Annotated in this window: 16 protein-coding genes and 1 tRNA gene; 4 read left to right on the top strand and 13 right to left on the bottom strand. The window is 70.5% G+C overall.

Translation table 11 applies throughout. The annotated features are described in order from the left end of the window. Positions 1-24: 24 nt before the first annotated feature. The 3 genes from ACGFNV_RS32755 to ACGFNV_RS32745 form a co-directional block, all read right to left on the bottom strand. On the bottom strand, positions 25-1,557 hold the full coding sequence (locus ACGFNV_RS32755) for a Stp1/IreP family PP2C-type Ser/Thr phosphatase (protein WP_393627469.1): 1,533 nt from the start codon (positions 1,555-1,557) through the stop codon (positions 25-27). Between the two features lie 140 nt (positions 1,558-1,697). Further along, a complete protein-coding gene (locus ACGFNV_RS32750) occupies positions 1,698-2,210 on the bottom strand; it encodes an FHA domain-containing protein (protein ID WP_133928060.1) in 513 nt (170 codons plus the stop codon). A gap of 10 nt (positions 2,211-2,220) precedes the next feature. Then, positions 2,221-3,081, bottom strand: coding sequence for an FhaA domain-containing protein (locus tag ACGFNV_RS32745; RefSeq protein ID WP_393627467.1), 861 nt, complete (start codon positions 3,079-3,081; stop codon positions 2,221-2,223). Between the two features lie 456 nt (positions 3,082-3,537). On the opposite strand from ACGFNV_RS32745, the gene ACGFNV_RS32740 reads away from it, so the two are divergent. Continuing rightward, positions 3,538-3,624, top strand: a tRNA-Leu gene (locus ACGFNV_RS32740). A gap of 95 nt (positions 3,625-3,719) precedes the next feature. On the opposite strand, the gene ACGFNV_RS32735 is transcribed toward ACGFNV_RS32740, so the two are convergent. From ACGFNV_RS32735 to ACGFNV_RS32695, 9 genes are all read right to left on the bottom strand, one after another. Continuing rightward, entirely contained in the window at positions 3,720-5,312 is a 1,593-nt protein-coding gene (locus ACGFNV_RS32735; protein WP_393627465.1) for an AMP-binding protein, read from the bottom strand. Next, positions 5,309-5,734 carry an acyl-CoA thioesterase gene (locus ACGFNV_RS32730; RefSeq protein WP_393627463.1) on the bottom strand — a complete coding sequence of 142 codons (426 nt, stop codon included), beginning with the start codon at positions 5,732-5,734 and terminating at the stop codon, positions 5,309-5,311. The genes ACGFNV_RS32735 and ACGFNV_RS32730 overlap by 4 nt, the downstream gene beginning before the upstream one ends. Further along, positions 5,731-6,084, bottom strand: a complete 354-nt coding sequence (locus ACGFNV_RS32725) for a holo-ACP synthase (protein WP_393627461.1) — start codon at positions 6,082-6,084, stop codon at positions 5,731-5,733. The genes ACGFNV_RS32730 and ACGFNV_RS32725 overlap by 4 nt, the downstream gene beginning before the upstream one ends. After that, complete coding sequence (locus tag ACGFNV_RS32720) at positions 6,074-7,048, bottom strand: hypothetical protein (RefSeq protein ID WP_393627459.1); 975 nt, start codon at positions 7,046-7,048, stop codon at positions 6,074-6,076. The genes ACGFNV_RS32725 and ACGFNV_RS32720 overlap by 11 nt, the downstream gene beginning before the upstream one ends. Before the next feature lie 59 nt (positions 7,049-7,107). After that, a complete protein-coding gene (locus ACGFNV_RS32715; protein ID WP_133928066.1) occupies positions 7,108-7,368 on the bottom strand; it encodes a hypothetical protein in 261 nt (86 codons plus the stop codon). A gap of 25 nt (positions 7,369-7,393) precedes the next feature. After that, positions 7,394-7,996: a TIGR03086 family metal-binding protein gene (locus tag ACGFNV_RS32710; protein WP_393627457.1), complete on the bottom strand. Its 603-nt coding sequence runs from the start codon at positions 7,994-7,996 to the stop codon at positions 7,394-7,396. Positions 7,997-8,124: 128 nt separating this feature from the next. Further along, positions 8,125-9,459 carry a PLP-dependent aminotransferase family protein gene (locus ACGFNV_RS32705; protein WP_393627455.1) on the bottom strand — a complete coding sequence of 445 codons (1,335 nt, stop codon included), beginning with the start codon at positions 9,457-9,459 and terminating at the stop codon, positions 8,125-8,127. Positions 9,460-9,462: 3 nt separating this feature from the next. Further along, positions 9,463-10,413, bottom strand: coding sequence for an alpha/beta hydrolase (locus ACGFNV_RS32700; RefSeq protein WP_393627453.1), 951 nt, complete (start codon positions 10,411-10,413; stop codon positions 9,463-9,465). Beyond that, positions 10,403-11,101 carry a TetR/AcrR family transcriptional regulator gene (locus ACGFNV_RS32695; protein ID WP_393627451.1) on the bottom strand — a complete coding sequence of 233 codons (699 nt, stop codon included), beginning with the start codon at positions 11,099-11,101 and terminating at the stop codon, positions 10,403-10,405. Before ACGFNV_RS32695 ends, ACGFNV_RS32700 begins: the two co-directional genes overlap by 11 nt. Before the next feature lie 159 nt (positions 11,102-11,260). Between ACGFNV_RS32695 and ACGFNV_RS32690 the strand changes: the two genes are divergently transcribed. Together ACGFNV_RS32690 and ACGFNV_RS32685 are read left to right on the top strand one after the other, a co-directional pair. Then, positions 11,261-12,361 carry an alpha-hydroxy acid oxidase gene (locus ACGFNV_RS32690; protein ID WP_393627450.1) on the top strand — a complete coding sequence of 367 codons (1,101 nt, stop codon included), beginning with the start codon at positions 11,261-11,263 and terminating at the stop codon, positions 12,359-12,361. Between the two features lie 213 nt (positions 12,362-12,574). Continuing rightward, complete coding sequence (locus ACGFNV_RS32685; RefSeq protein ID WP_393627449.1) at positions 12,575-14,062, top strand: class I adenylate-forming enzyme family protein; 1,488 nt, start codon at positions 12,575-12,577, stop codon at positions 14,060-14,062. Here the strand turns inward: ACGFNV_RS32685 and ACGFNV_RS32680 are convergent. Continuing rightward, on the bottom strand, positions 14,003-14,671 hold the full coding sequence (locus ACGFNV_RS32680; protein ID WP_393627447.1) for a 4'-phosphopantetheinyl transferase family protein: 669 nt from the start codon (positions 14,669-14,671) through the stop codon (positions 14,003-14,005). The two genes, ACGFNV_RS32685 and ACGFNV_RS32680, sit on opposite strands and share 60 nt — an antisense overlap. A gap of 18 nt (positions 14,672-14,689) precedes the next feature. Here ACGFNV_RS32680 and ACGFNV_RS32675 point away from each other — a divergent pair, with 18 nt between their 5' ends. Beyond that, on the top strand, positions 14,690-14,956 hold the full coding sequence (locus tag ACGFNV_RS32675; protein WP_133928072.1) for an acyl carrier protein: 267 nt from the start codon (positions 14,690-14,692) through the stop codon (positions 14,954-14,956). Positions 14,957-15,153: the final 197 nt, after the last annotated feature.

The following is a 15,153-nucleotide window of genomic DNA, read 5'->3' as shown; positions in this document are numbered from 1 at the left end:
GTGACGGGGCCTCTCACGGCTTGCCTACTGCTTACCGCACAGCGAGACGACCTTCTGCTCTTCCTCCGAGAGAGTGGGGCCGGGGCTGGGTGTGGGCGCGGTCGGGGTCGCGGACGGGGACGGAGGCGTGGACGGAGATGTCGCCGAGGGACTCGGTGACGCCTTGGACGTGAGGGAGGCGGGTGTGGTTCCCGTGGTGCCGCCGGCCTGGCCCTCGCCGGCCTTGGAGTTGCTCTTGTTCCCGGCGGTGGTGCGCTCGGCCTGCTTCTTGCACGCCGAGGCCTGGACGGACAGCTCCGTGATCTTCTTCTGGGCGTTCTTGAGGTCGCCCTCGGCGATCGTGGCTTCGACCAGCTTCTGCTGGTACTGCGGCAGGTACTTGAGTTCGATCTCGGGGTGGTCCTTCTCGACCTTCGACAGCGACACCCACGCCAGGTCCTGGCTGATGCCCCGGTACAGCGCGACGTGCTCGTCCTTGGTGCCGACGTAGTACTGCGACTGCGTCCAGCGCCAGCCGCCGTAGAGGCCGCCGCCGATGACGGCGAGCGCGAGGATGCCGTAGAAGGATCTCTTCAGCCACCTGCGGCCCTTGCGGGGCTTGACGAAGTCGTCGTCGCCGTAGTCGCCGAAGCCGCCGGCGGGGACGTAGCCGGTGGTGTCACCGGAGCCGGGCGGGCCGAACTCGCCGCCGCCGTGGCCGTGCCGGCCGAGGCCCGAGGCGCGGCCCGCGGGGGTCTGCATGATGCCGTTGTCGTTGACCTGGAGCTGGTTCTCGGCGACGGCGCCGACCACGACCGGGGTGTCGGAGAGCTGCCCGGCGAGGGTGTCGCCGGTGTCGAGGTCGAGGACGTCCGCGACGATGACGGTGATGTTGTCGGGGCCGCCGCCGCGCAGCGCGAGCTGGATGAGCTCCCCCACGGTCTCCTGCGGGCCCTGGTAGCTGGCGAGGGTCTCCTCGAGCGTCTGGTGGGAGACGACGCCGGAGAGTCCGTCGGAGCAGATCAGGTAGCGGTCGCCGGCGCGGACCTCGCGGATGGAGAGGTCGGGTTCGACGTGGTCGCCGCTGCCCAGCGCGCGCATCAGCAGGGAGCGCTGCGGGTGGGTGGTGGCTTCCTCCTCGGTGATGCGGCCCTCGTCGACGAGGCGCTGCACCCAGGTGTGGTCCTGTGTGATCTGGGTGAGCACGCCGTCGCGCAGGAGGTAGGCGCGCGAGTCGCCGACGTGTACGAGTCCCAGCCGCTGGCCCGTCCACAGCAGCGCGGTGAGGGTGGTCCCCATGCCTTCGAGCTGGGGGTCCTCCTCGACCATGGAGCGCAGCTGGTCGTTGGCGCGCTGGACCGCGACGCCGAGCGAGGTGAGGACGTCGGAGCCGGGGATGTCGTCGTCGAGGGCGACGATGGTGGAGATCGCCTCGGAGGAGGCGACCTCGCCGGCGGCGGCGCCGCCCATGCCGTCGGCGATGGCGAGCAGGCGCGGACCGGCGTAACCGGAGTCCTCGTTGCCCTCCCGGATCATGCCCTTGTGCGATCCGGCGGCGAAGCGCAGTGACAGGCTCATGCGCACCTCGCCAGTCGGCTCCGGGTACAGCCGGTCGTGTCGAGCCACACTGCCCACCCTCCGGTCGGGAGCGCGCCGGGGCCCGGGGTGCCGGCCGCCGCTGCGTGCTCGCTCCGCTCGCGCTCACTCATGATGTAGCACTACTTCCGAAGCTCGATGACGGTCTTGCCGATGCGGATCGGCGCGCCCGGCGCGATCGGCGTGGGCGTCGTCAGCCGGTTCCGGTCGAGGTATGTGCCATTGGTGGAGCCCAGGTCCTCGACGATCCACTGGCCGTCGCGGTCCGGGTAGATCCGGGCGTGACGGCTGGAGGCGTAGTCGTCGTCCAGCACGATCGTGCTGTCGTGCGCCCGGCCCAGCGTGATGGTCTGGCCCTGGAGCGCGACCGTGGTGCCCGTGAGGGTGCCTTCGGTCACCACCAGCTTGGTGGGCGCGTTGCGGCGCTGGCGGCCGCCGCCGGACTGCTGGCGCTGTGGTGGCGGGGCCTGGCGGGCGGCCTGCTGCTGCGGGCGCGCGGCTTCCCGGCGCGCGCCGCGCTGGGTGACGCGCGTACCGAACAGGTCGCTGCGGATGACCTGCACGGCCACGATCACGAACAGCCACAGGACGGCCAGGAAACCCAGCCGCATCACCGTGAGGGTCAGCTCTGACATTGCCCCCGCTTCACCCTTCGGCTTGCCGGTAAATGATGGTGGTGCTGCCCACGACGATCCGCGAGCCGTCGCGGAGCGTAGCGCGGGTGGTGTGCTGCCCGTCCACCACGATGCCGTTGGTGGACCCGAGATCCTGGATCGTCGAGGGCGTTCCGGTCCGGATCTCACAGTGCCGGCGCGAGACGCCGGGGTCGTCGATCCGCACGTCGGCGTCGGTGCTGCGGCCCAGCACCAGCGTCGCGCGGGAGATCTGGTGGCGGGTGCCGTTGATCTCGATCCAGTGACGGGTGCGTCCGCCGGCCGCGGCCGGGGGCCGCTGGTTGCCCGCGGGCTGCGGGTAGCCGTACCCGCCGGGGCGGGCGCCGGCCGGCGGCGCGGACGGCATGGGGGGAGCGGCCGCGGGGGCGGGCCGGGCGGGCTGGCCCTGCGGCGGGTAGCCGTACCCGCTGCCGCGTCCGCCGCCGGCCGCCGGGGCGCTCTCGGGGCTCTGGCTGGTGGAGGAGGCGAGCGTACGGCTGCGCACCCGGTACAGGCCGGTGTCGAGGTCGTCCGCCTTCTCCAGGTTGACCTTGATCGTGCCCATGAAGGTGTAGCGCTGCTGCTTGGCGTAGTCGCGCACCATGCCGGCGAGCTCGTCGCCGAGCTGGCCGGAGTAGGGGCTGAGCCGCTCGAAGTCCGGTGTGCTCAGTTCCACGATGAAGTCGTTGGGGACGACCGTGCGGTCGCGGTTCCAGATCGTGGCGTTGTTGTCGCACTCGCGCTGCAGCGCGCCGGCGATCTCCACCGGCTGGACCTCGGACTTGAAGACCTTGGCGAAGGTGCCGTTGACCAGACCTTCGAGACGTTGCTCGAACTTCTTCAGGACTCCCATGAGGCACCTCCCTGGTCGTTGTCGTCCTGTGTACTGCTTCTTCTGCTGCCCTGCGTACTGCTTCTTGCCTGGTACTGCTTACTGATCGTATCCACGCGCCGGTGAATCGGGTGGTTCCCCCTGTCGGCCCGGTCGACCGGGTGTCGAGGCTCTCCTCGACCCCTTACCCCGAAGCTCGGCCGTACGTACTTCTGCCCAGGATCGTAGAGGGGGCCGCAGACCAGTGTCCCGCACCTGACTGTGGACCTCGTCCGGCTCCTGGGCAGATGGCCGGGACCGGTACGAGGTTGATACGTGAACCGGCCCCCGTTGATACGTGGTGGGGGCTCCGGCGTCTCCGTGGGGGCCCGCGAGCGGCGAACAAGCGATGTGAATCCTCCCCGTCCAGCGTGCTAATGTTCTGCGTGTCGGAAGGCGCCAGCCCCTCAGGGCAAGGAGCCGGAAGACACACCCAATGCGCGGGTGGCGGAATAGGCAGACGCGCTGGATTCAGGTTCCAGTGCCCGCAAGGGCGTGGGGGTTCAACTCCCCCCTCGCGCACCAGCGGAACGGGCGGCATCGTGATCACGATGCCGCCCGTTCTGGTTTGTCGGGATCCCACTGTTTCCCTGTGGCCGTCTCTGTCTGTGAGGAACCTCTCAGGGGTGGGCGGTCGTCGCCACCTGCGGGAGCGGTCCCGGGAGCAGTCCTCCTTCTTCGAGTCGGGCCGCCATGTACGTGCGTGCCGGTTTGCCGCTCGCGGTGCGCACGACGGCGCTGTGCGGGACCTCGACGACGCTCTCCGGGGCGACGGCGAAGTCCGCGGCGACGCGGGCCGCGACGCGGTCGGTGTCGATGTGCAGGCCCCGTTCCGGTACGACTACGACGGCGAACGAGGCGCCGTGCGGGAGGACGACGCACTCCGCGACGCCCGGTTCGGCCGCCGCCACCTGTTCCACGTCGGCGGCGAACACGTTGGTGCCGTTGACGGAGACCCGGTCGGAGCGCCGGCCGCTGAGGTAGAGCAGGCCCGCGTCCAGGCGGCCCAGGTCGCCGGTGTCGAACCAGGTGGTGCGGTGGTCGGTGGCCCCGTCGTACCCGTTGAACAGGGTGTCCCCGCGCAGCTGCACACGGCCGGTCTCCGCGTCGGCGCAGGCGCGGCCAGCCTCGTCCACGACGCGCAGGTCGAGGCCGGGCACGGCGGTGCCGAGGCAGGCGTGGGCGACCGGGCCCCGACCACGGAATCCCGTGCCGAGGTCGGTCAGGCGGTACGAGGTCGCCATCAGGACCGCTTCGGCGAGGCCGTAGCAGAACACCAGCGCCGAGGGGGCGAAGCCCCAGGGGGCGGTGGTGTCGAGGAACGTGCGCACCGATTCCCTGCGGATGGGTTCCGCGCCGCAGTAGACGGTGCCCCAGGCCCGTAGCAGCTGGGGGTCGGGGGCCTCCTTGTCCGCCGCCTCCGTGATCCGTGCCGCCAGGTAGCGCAGCATGAAGTCGGGGAAGGCGCTGTGGACGTGCTCGGCGTCCCGTACGAGGCGCAGGGCCGCCATGGGTCTGCGCAGGAACGTGCCGGGATCCTCGAGGACCACGTCGGCGCCCTGGACGAGCGCGGTGAGGATGCCGATCAGGCCCATGTCGTGGTGGAGCGGCAGCGCCATCAGGCCGACGTGGCCCGCCCGCATGCCGGACACCTGGCGGATGGCCTCGATGTTGCCGAGGACCGCGCGGTGACTGAGCGGGATCGGGCGGGGCATGCCGGTGGAGCCGCTCGTGTACTGGACGAACGCGAGGTCCTCCGGGTTTCCCGGCGCGGGTTCGGGCGCCCGGTCGGGGCGCGGGTCCAGCTGGAGTTCGGTCAGGCCGTGCCCGGCGATCCGGAAGGCGTGGCGGGCCTGCTGCTGCCGGGTCACCGCTGCCAGGTACTGCTCCACGACCGCCCCCGGCACGCGCGGCTTCACGGAGACGGGGACCGCGCCCAGGTGCATCAGCGCCAGCAGGGCCAGCACGCTCTCGCGTGAGTTGCCGATGCGGAGCATCACCCGGTCCCCGGGACCCACCCCCTGCGCGGCGAAGCCGCCGGCCACCGCGGCGACCTGCTCCGCGAACTCGGGGTAGGTCAGGGTCTCCCGCCGGGCCGAGGTGCCGAAGGTCACGGTCGCGTCGGAGCGGTGGGCCTGGGCGGCGAGGGCGTGGGGGAGGGTGAGCGCGGGGGGCGGGGTGGTGTGCGGCTCAGGGGCTGTGATGTCTGTCATGTGGCGCTCCCGGGGGGCTTGAGCATGGCGTCCAGGTTGACCCGGTGGATCCGCCGGGTGTGGCGGTCCACGAGGCCGAGGCGGACCCGGCCCCGGGCCACCACCGTGCCGTCGGGCCGTTCGACGTCCTGGGCCAGGGTGAAGCTGTAGGCCGACCGGTCGGCGAGGGACGTACGGACGACGAGGCGGCCGACCGGATCCCAGTCGACCGACTGGACGTAGTCCAGCTGGAGCTGGAGCACCATGGCGACCACGGAGTCCTCGCGGGCGTCGACGCCGTGGGCCAGCCCCCACTCCCAGCGGCCGGTCTCCAGGAGCTGGACGTAGACACTGTTGTTCAGGTGCCCGGCCCAGTCGAAGTCGTTGGGGCGCAGGGCGACTTCGCAGGTGTGCTCCAGGACCGGTGGTGTGACGGTTGTCATGAGGGATGCCCTCCGCTCGTCGTCGGCTCGGCCAGCAGGACGACCACGGCACCGGCCATGCCGCCGGTGTGGCTGATCGACACCTCCGCCGAGATGTTGCGCTCCTCGCACCAGCGGGCGACGTCTCCGTGCAGCCGCAGCCGGGGCTGCCCGGCGGGGCCGTGGCCGATCTCGATCTCGGGGAAGGTGCACTCGGGTGCGCCTTCCGCCGAGTCGAGGGCCATCGAGCTGAGGGCCTTGATGAAGGCCTCCTTGGCCGACAGCAGCCCCGCCAGGGACGCGTCCGGGTCGGGACGGGAGCGGCAGTGCGCCCGCTCCCCCGCGGTGAAGACCGCCCCGCTATCCCGCAAGTGCCGCCTCTGAGCGAGCTCCGCGACTGACTGCAGATCGAATCCGGTCGACATCGTTCGTCCGGAGGCTGGCGAAGTAGGCACGCTTCAGGTCCTCGTAGGAGCGGGTCTCGATGCCGGTGACTTCCCGTACGAGCGCGAACACGCTGCTCAACTTGCGTGCGTGCACCGACCCTTCGTGCAGCGCGTCGTCGCGGAGGGCGAACTCCTCGTCGTCGGTCCGGACCCGCTCCCACCAGTTGACGTGGCCCTGTCGCTCGGTCTGGGCCTTGCGGGCCGAGCCGAAGGTCTCGCCGCCGTCGGGGCGGACCCAGGTGTACGCCATCGACAGGACGTCCTTGACCGGGTAGACCCCGGACTCGAGCAGGGCCTTGGCGAAGGCGGCGAAGTACTGCCGGTGCTGCACCTCGTCCTTCATGACCGTGTGGAAGACGTCGTGCACGAGCTCGTCGTCGCTGGTGCGGGCCGCGTGCTGGTACGACACACAGGCCTCGATCTCCACGCAGGCCTGGAGGATGCAGATCCGGGCGTAGTTGTCGGTGGGCAGGGGGCCGCGGCATTCGACGACCTCCTCGACCTCGATCGGGTCGATGCCGGCCATCTCCATCAGGCGCCCGAAGGAGATCTCGTGGTGGGCCTCCTCCTCCAGCCAGTAGCGGGCCGACCAGGCGGCGGCGATGTGCAGGACGTCGCTGCCCAGCGGGTTGGACTCGCGGATCTCGTTGGCGAGTTTGACGCCTTCCACGGCGAGTCGGATGCCGGCCGGCTGGGTGGTGAGTTCGGCGCGGGCCGCGTGCCACAGGGCGGCCTTGTCGCTCTCGCCGGGACGCGTGAGGCGGCGCCGGCCGAAGAGTTCGTCGGACGACCAGCGGCGCTGCTCGTGGTAGCTCTGCTGGGCGCGCAGCACATCGGTGATGGTGGCCCCGGAGCGTAGTTCCTTGACGATGTCGGTCATGATCAGCATGGGTCTCGCCTTCCGTTCAGGAGGAGCTGAGGAGCTTTCCGTGCTGGAGGGACTTCCGTTCAGGAGGAGCTGGCCGCGAGCTGCTTGCCGAGGGCCTGGACGACGTCCTCCGCGGTGTGCTCGAGGGTCATCGTCGGCAGTTCGACGTCCTCGTCGAAGCCGGTGTCCGCGAGTGCGCCCGCGAACGCGTCCAGCAGGTCGACGGAGTTGATCGCGGTCGGGGAGGCGACGAGGACCGCCGACAGCGGCTGCCCGGCGAACACCTCCTCCTCCGTCAGACTGAGGCGCCGTGCGACATGCTGCTTGAGTTCGGTGATCAAGGTGTCTCCCTGTGCGTGTCGATGCCTACAGAGCGGCCGCGGCGGACCAGTCGGGTGACCTGCCGAGTGTCGTCAGGACGAGGTCGAGGGAGCTCGCCCCGGGTGCCGCGGGCAGGGCGGGGCGGAAGAGGGGGTCGGGTACGAGCCGGCGTTCGTCGTCCGGCACCCGCAGGGCGAACGCGAGGGCGGCCTCGGCGGTCTGCTCGTCGAGGTCCAGCGGCACACCGAGCGTGCGGGCCACGTCCCAGCCGTGGACCACGTAGTCCAGGAAGTGGAACCCGATCGCGACCGTGGCCGGGAAGCGCCGGTCGGTGCTGATCTCGGGGAGTATGAACTCCCGGGTGAGGGCGCTGGGTTGGGCGAAGGCGTCGATGGCGGTCCAGGCCGCGTCCCGGTAGGTCTTCGACGGGTCCTCGCCGAGTGCGCTCGGCTGCCACACTTCGAGGTCGTCACCGCCTCCCGAGGCGGCCGCCGCGAAACCGTGGTGCTGGCCCGCCATGTGGGCCACGAGCTGACGGAGCGTCCATCCGGCGCAGGGTGTCGGCAGGTCCCAGTCCGTGGGGTCGGCCTGCTGCACGAGGCGTACGGTCTCCAGCACAGCCGTCCGGTCGAGTTTCCGGATATCCATGCAGGCCCTTTCGCGAGTGGTTGTCCGGCCCAAGACATTAGCACGACCGTGCGTTCAGTTTTGAGATCATGAACGGAAAAAAGGGCCCGCCCGAGGTCGGGTCGGGCCCTCGGCGTCGTACCGCTTCGTCAGGGGCGTCCGGCCGCCTCGGCGGCCCGGGACTCGATGAACCGCGCCAGTCTGCGGACGCCCTCGACGATCTGGTCGGGCGTCAGGGCGCTGCAGGAGAGCCGGAGCCGGTGCTCGCCGCCGCCCTGCGCGTAGAAGTCGCTCATCGGCGTCCACAGCACGCCGAACGTGCGCGCGGAGTCCTCGAGGGCCTTGGTGTCGGCGACGAACGGGACGTCGACGACGAGGAAGAAGCCGCCCGTCGGCTCGTTCCAGCTCAGGCCCAGCTCGCGGCGCCGCTCCTCGGGGAAGTGCCGCTCCAGCTCACCGAGCAGGGTGGCCAGGTTGGTGGCGTAGTAGGCGATGGCCTCGGCGTTGGCCTCGCGCAGCCGGCAGTCGCACTCCACGAGCAGTCCGCCGATGACGGCCTGGCCGATCGCGGAGGTGTTGACCGTGGTCATGCTCTTGATCTTGGAGAGCTCGTCGGCGAGCAGGGAGCGCCTGCCGTCGGGGCCGACGACCTCCTGGTCGGCGACGACGTAGCCGACACGGGCGCCGGGCAGCGCGGTCTTGGCGAACGACCCCAGGTGCAGCACCCGGCGTTCGCGGTCCATCGACTTCAGCGTGGGGCGGGCGGCTCCGGTGCGGACGAAGAACCCGTAGGGATCGTCCTCCAGGATCAGCAGGTCCTCCTCCGCCGCGACCTGCAACAGCCGCTCGCGTGCGGCCAGGGTCATGCTCGTGCCCGACGGGTTGGCGAAGTCCGGCACCACGTACACGGCGCGCGGCCGCCGGCCCTCCTGCCGCAGCCGGCGGGCCGCGGCGAGGAACGCCTCCGGGTCCGGGCCGTCGGCGCCCTCCGGCACGGGGTGGGTCGCGATGTCGAGCAGACGGGCCGCTCCGGTGATGCCGACGTAGCAGGGCGAGCTGACCAGGAGGGTGTCCTCCTCGGCGGCGAACAGCGCCCGCAGGGTGAGCAGCATGGCCTCCTGGCAGCCGGTCGTCACGACGATCGACTCCGGGGGCACGTGGATCTGCTCGTCGTTGGCCAGGGTGCGGGCGATGAGCTCGTGGATGATGCCGTTGGTGCGCCCGTACTGGAAGAGGTGGGTGCGCACCTTGTCCTTCGACCAGCCGCGCGCCTGTTCCAGGTGGTCGGTGTAGGAGCGCAGGTGGCGGGCGAGGTCGTCGGTCTCGAAGGTGCCCTCGGAGGGCCTCCCGGGTGCGAAGGAGAGGGCCTCGGGGAAGCGGGCGACGACCTCGTTCAGGAAGTTCATCGCGTCGAGCACCGGGTCGGTGAGGGAGGCGTGCAGGTCCGTCAGGGCGAGCGCCGGGGCGGCGGTGGTGTCCGTCACGGGTCAGCCCTTCGTGGTGGCGTCGGCGAAGGCGGTGCGCAGGTGTGCCGCGGCCTGCTCCACGGCACGGCGGGCCGCGTCGAGCGTGCCGGACATGGTGAAGAAGCCGTGGGCCATCCCGGGGTAGCGGGTCGCCTCGGCGGGCACTCCGCTCTCCCGCAGCCGCTCGGCGTAGCTCTCGCCCTCGTCGCGCAGCGGGTCGTACTCGGCGGTGATCACCAGCGCGGGCGGCAGACCGGAGTGGTCGGGGGCGCGCAGCGGGGAGGCCAGGGGGTGGGTGCCGTCGTCCTGGGTGGTGAGGTAGTTGTCCCAGTACCAGTGCACCGACTTGTCGTTGAAGAGCAGCGGGTCGGTGTTCTCCCGCCGGGACGGGGTGTCCGCCAGGTAGTCCGTGTTCGGGTAGACCAGCAGCTGGGTGAGGAGGTCCGGGCCGCCCGCGTCCCGCGCCATGAGGGTCACGGCCGCGGCGAGGTTGCCGCCGGCGCTGTCACCGGCGACGGCCAGGCGGCTCGCGTCCCCGCCGAACCGGCCGGCGTGCTCGGCGGCCCACCGTACGCCCGCGAAGCAGTCCTCGGGGGCGGCCGGGAACTTGTGCTCGGGGGCCAGGCGGTAGCCGACGGCGACGGTCAGGCAGCCGACGGCGTTGGTCAGGTTCCGGCAGAGCGCGTCGCTCGTGTCCAGGGAGCCCAGGGTCCAGCCGCCGCCGAAGAAGTAGACGAGCACGGGCAGCGGGCCCTCGCCCGACGGGCGGTACACCCGCACCGGCAGGTCGCCGCCGGGGCCGGGGATCGTGAGGTCGAGCACGTCGTGGACCGGCTCGGGGGTGCCCGCCTCGGCCTGGATGGCCGCGAGGTCGGCCGCCCTCGCCTCCTCCAGTGTCATCGTGTACAGCGGGCGGACGCCCTCCGCCGCGCGCCGGTCGTACAGGGTCTGCAACTGCGGATCAAACGGCATGGTGCCTCCGGTCCAGGCCCGCGAGCTCTGCGGTCACGGGCGGTTCAAGGGGGTCGGGCAGCAGCGACAGATCCGTCGCGACGCCGCGCAGCCGACTGGCGATGCCGTCGGCGGCCCTGCTGTAACAGGTGAAGTTTCCGTGCAGCACGGATTCGGCGTTGGCCATTTCCAGGAGGGCGACGAGCTCGAAGGCGAGCTGGGCGGAGTCGGTGGCCGTGCAGACCTCGCCGGCGTCCTTGGCCTCGTCGATCGTCTGCTCCACCAGGGTGAACCAGTTGCCGTGCGCGCTCGCCACGGCGTCGTGCACCTTGCCCTGGCGGGCGTCGTACTCGGCCGAGACCGAGTAGAAGAAGCATCCGCCGGGGAAGACGCGCTGCGCCGAGTAGGCGAGCCAGTTGCCGCACAGACACTCGAGCCGGCGGAGGCCGGGGGGCAGGTCGCGGGCCGGCTGCACCACGTGCTCTATGAAGACCTTGATGGCGGCGCGCACGGTGGCGAGCTGCAACTCCTCCTTCGATCCGAACAGGGCGAACACCCCGCTCTTGCTGAGGTCGAGCTCGCCCGCGAGGCGACCGAGCGACAGGCCCTCGAGGCCCTCTATCGACGCGATCCTGACGGCTCGTTGGAGGATCGCTCGCCGGGTCTGGTTGCCGCGTTCGATGCGTCCGTCCGTGCCTGTCCTTGCCATGGAACACCTCCTCGTTACCTCCCGTCGGGGGATGTCCGCAGCCGCGACACGCCGGTGACAGCATTATGTGGACGACCGTGCGGACATGTGGGAGAGTTCGGTTAGTGTACGCCCGTGCGGTTAGTTGGGAAGCACGGTTCGAACGCGCAAGAGCGAGCTATGAACACGGGGGTGTTCGCGGTGGTGTCGTTGGCGCTTCATGAGTACGAGGCGGTGGCCAGAGAGCGGCTCTCCGGCCCGGTGTGGGACTTCCTGGCGGGGGGCAGCGGAACCGAGTCCATGCTGTCGGCGGGCCGCGAGGCCCTCGACCGGATCCGACTGAGGCCACGCTGTCTCGTCGACGTCTCGGAGTGCGATCCCCGCACCTCGCTGCTGGGGGCCGACCTGGCGGCACCGCTGGGCATCGCGCCCATGGCCTACCATCAACTTGCCGACTCCGAGGGGGAGTTGGCGACAGCACGGGCCGCGGGAGACGCCGGTGTGCTCTTCACGGTCAGCATGTTCGCCAGCCGCAGTCTGGAGGACATCGCCGCGGAGGCGACGGGCCCGCTGTGGCTCCAGCTTTATTGGCTCAAACGGCGCGAACTGATGATCGACCTTGTTCGAAGGGCGGAGGCGGCCGGGTACCGCGCGCTGGTGCTCACCGTCGATGCCCCGAGGGTTGCCCACCGTCCGCGGGACGCACGCAACGGCTTCGCCGTTCCCGCGGGTATACGCGCGGTGAACGTCGATCCCACCGTCATGGCGGCCTCCCATGTCGACGCGGCCGGCGAGTCCGCCGTCGCGCGGCATTCCCGGGAGCAGTTCGACGCCTCCATCACCTGGGAGGACCTGGCCTGGCTCCGGGAACGCACGTCGCTGCCGCTCGTATTGAAGGGCTTGCTCACGGGAGAGGACGCCGAGCTCGCCCTGAAACACGGGGTCGACGGCATTGTTGTATCCAATCACGGGGGGCGTCAGCTCGATTTCGCCCAGACCGCCGTGGAAGCGCTTCCTGAGATTGCCGAGGTCGTCTCCGGGCGATGTCCGGTGATCCTGGACGGTGCGGTACGGCATGGCGCCGATATTGCGAAGGCGCTCTGTCTCGGCGCGGATTCCGTTTTTGTCGGGCGCCCCGTTCTCTGGGGACTCGCGCATTCCGGCAGCTCCGGCGCGACCGCGGTGCTCCGTGCCCTCCTGGAGGAGTTCGAAGAGGTCATGGCCCTCATGGGTGCTCCACGTGTCCGGCTTTTCGGCCCCTCGGGGGTTACTCGGAAGTGAATTAGATTCGACCCGCCGGGTCGCCTCCTATTCATCTTTTTATCGCGGGATGAATGGGCGATTCGGCGTGCCCAGAAACGGCTTTCCGGGCATCTGAAGACGTGCAACAGCTCACTAAAACTTCGCTTGATTACTCGCAGGTAGTGAGCAACGATGAACATGCCGCTACAGGGGGAACGACACGGCGGCAAGCCCGTTCCAAGGTTTTGATTGGTGGGGATTTCAGTGGGGGACGCGGTGCCGAAAAGGGCCCTCTGTGCAGAAGGCGCCTGGATCGACGATCTGTTACTCGAGGGGGACGGCCGAAAAACCGCGCTCCACCTGGGCAGGCCCGTGAGTCTCGCGGAGTTGCGCCGGCTCGTCGCCGACGAGCAGGAGCGTCTGCGGGCCGCCGGCCTGGTGACAGGGGGCACGCTCGCCGTACGGATGCCCCCTTCCCTGGCCTGTATCGTCGCCATGCTCGCGGGGTGGCGTACAGGAGCCCAAGTCGCGCTGCTGGACCACCGCTTGACCACCTACGAGGTGGGCAAGGCGGTCGCACGGCTCACACCGCAACTGGTCGTCGAGCCGGTCGAGGAAGTCACCGGGCGCCTGCGCGGCTTCTTCGACGTCAGCACCCGCATCACCCCGCTGCACGGCGGTCGCCCGGCCGCTTCGCCGCACGCACTGCTCCAGCTCAGCTCCGGATCGACCGGCCCCTCAAAGGTGATCGGCCGCACGGTCCGCAGCCTCCTCGAGGAACTCGACCGCTACGCCCGGCTCGACGGCTTTCCCCGCAGGGGCGAACGCACCGTCGTGCTGGCCTCGATCATCCACGTCCTCGGCCTCGTCGGCGGACTGCTGCACGGACTCGCCTCCGGCACGGAGGTCGTCCTGCCCGGCACCCAGACGGTCGACGGGATCCTCAAGGCCGTCGCCGCGGGCGACGCGCCCACCACCATCCTCGGTGTCCCCTCGCAGGCGGCGCTCCTCACCGCGCCCCAGACGCCTCCCCGTCTCCCCCAGCTGCGCCGGATGATCGTCGGCGGCGAACTGGTCAGAACGGATGTTTGGGAACGATTCACCCGGAACTACGGTGCGGATCTGGGCGTCATGTACGGCATGACCGAAGCCGGCGTCATCGCCACCGACCTCTCCGGAACCAATCGCCCCGGTCTCACCCCGGCCCCCGGCATGAAGGTGCGCGTCGAGGACGGGCAGATCCTCCTGGGCCTGCCGGACACCCCGTACGTGGGAACGGCCGACCCGACCCGCTTCGTCGACGGGTGGCTGCGCACCAAGGACGCGGGCAGCTTCGACGAGGCCACCGGCCTGCTCACGGTGCACGGAAGACTGGACGCGCAGGTCTCCATCGGCGGACTGAAGGTCGACCTCGCCGAGGTCGAGCAGGCCCTCACCGCCCTGCCGGGGGTCACCGACGCGGTGGTCGTCCAGGGCACCGGCATCGAGGCCTTCGTGACGGTGGCGGAACAGCAGGTCTTCGACGGCCTCGCCGCCCTGCTCGCGGCACGTCTCGCCCCGTACAAACGGCCCCGCACGCTGCACGCCCTGGCAGAGATCCCACGAACCGTCACCGGCAAGCCGGTGCGCAATGCCGAGATCCTCCGGGCCGCCCTGCGGTCCGCCGCCTCGGCCGACGACTCAGGTCCGGGCGCCGGAGGAGATCCGGCGCACCTGGACGCGGACACCGCCACCGTCTGAACCGTCCCCGGCGTCACCATGCAGTGCGACGCCGACGACATGGCGGCCATCACCCACCATGACCGCGAAGGACGCGACTTCGTCGACGTCGGGCAGGGGGCAAGGGACCGACGGAGTGCGCGGGCCGGGAGGCCAGTGCTCCGGAAGTGGCATACGACGGCTCATGCCGCCGCCGCGCAGTCCCCGGCCCAGTGCCTTGCCGACCGCTTCCTTCTGCGTCCACAACCACAGGAAAGCCACTGAGCGTTCCTGCTCGGGCAGCCCGCTGATCCAGGCCGCCTCTGCGGGATGAAGCCACGCCCGGGCCATCGACTCGGCGCGTAGCTCTCGTACCCCTTCCACATCGACACCCACCGGAGCCCTGCCCGTGAGGGCGATCGCCAGCGCTCCGCGCGTGTGGGCCACGCTCACGCGCAACTTCGCACCGGCCCCGCCGAGATACGGGCGGCCGCCGGGTTCGTGCTCCACCCATACCTCGGACTCCGGGACGCCCAGCATTCCAGCCGCGTTCCGCAGCAGCAGGGAGCGTGCCGTTCGGCGCTCGTCCCCGTCCGTGGTGCACCACAGCACCGTCACCGTGTCCGGGGCCGGCCCCGGGTGCCCATCCATGAACCAGGAGTCAATCAAATGTCCGCTGAGGTTGAGAAGTTCATCATCGAGGCGCTGAAGAACATGAACTACGACGTTTCCGAGGTCACCGGCGAGACTCCGCTCGGCCCGGCCGGCCTGGACCTGGAGTCGCTCTCCGTCGCCGAGATAGCCATCCAGGTCGAGGACACGTACGGAGTGAAGTTCGAGGAGGACGAGATGGAGACCGTCGCGCTCCTCACCGTCTCCGGTCTCGTCAAGGAGATCGTCGACCGGGCCGCCGCCGCCGCTGCCGCGGCCAAGTGATCCCTCGGCCCGCAACGGCCTGACCTGCGCGCACCCTCCCGGCTCGTACGCCCCGGCGGCGAGCGGGAGGGGCGGTGAAGCCGAACGCGAGGACCGGGACGGGACACGCCGTACGCGCAGCGCGCGGCGCGTCCGACGCGGCGAGCTGTTCGCGGCGCGGCTGTGACGGTCGTGCCGTTCGCGGCGCGTCCCTGTCG

The sequence above is a fragment of the Streptomyces sp. NPDC048751 genome (genome assembly GCF_043198595.1).
Classification (GTDB): domain Bacteria; phylum Actinomycetota; class Actinomycetes; order Streptomycetales; family Streptomycetaceae; genus Streptomyces.
Note: the sequence above shows the minus strand (reverse complement) of the source record. Positions and strands in the feature narration are given on the sequence as shown.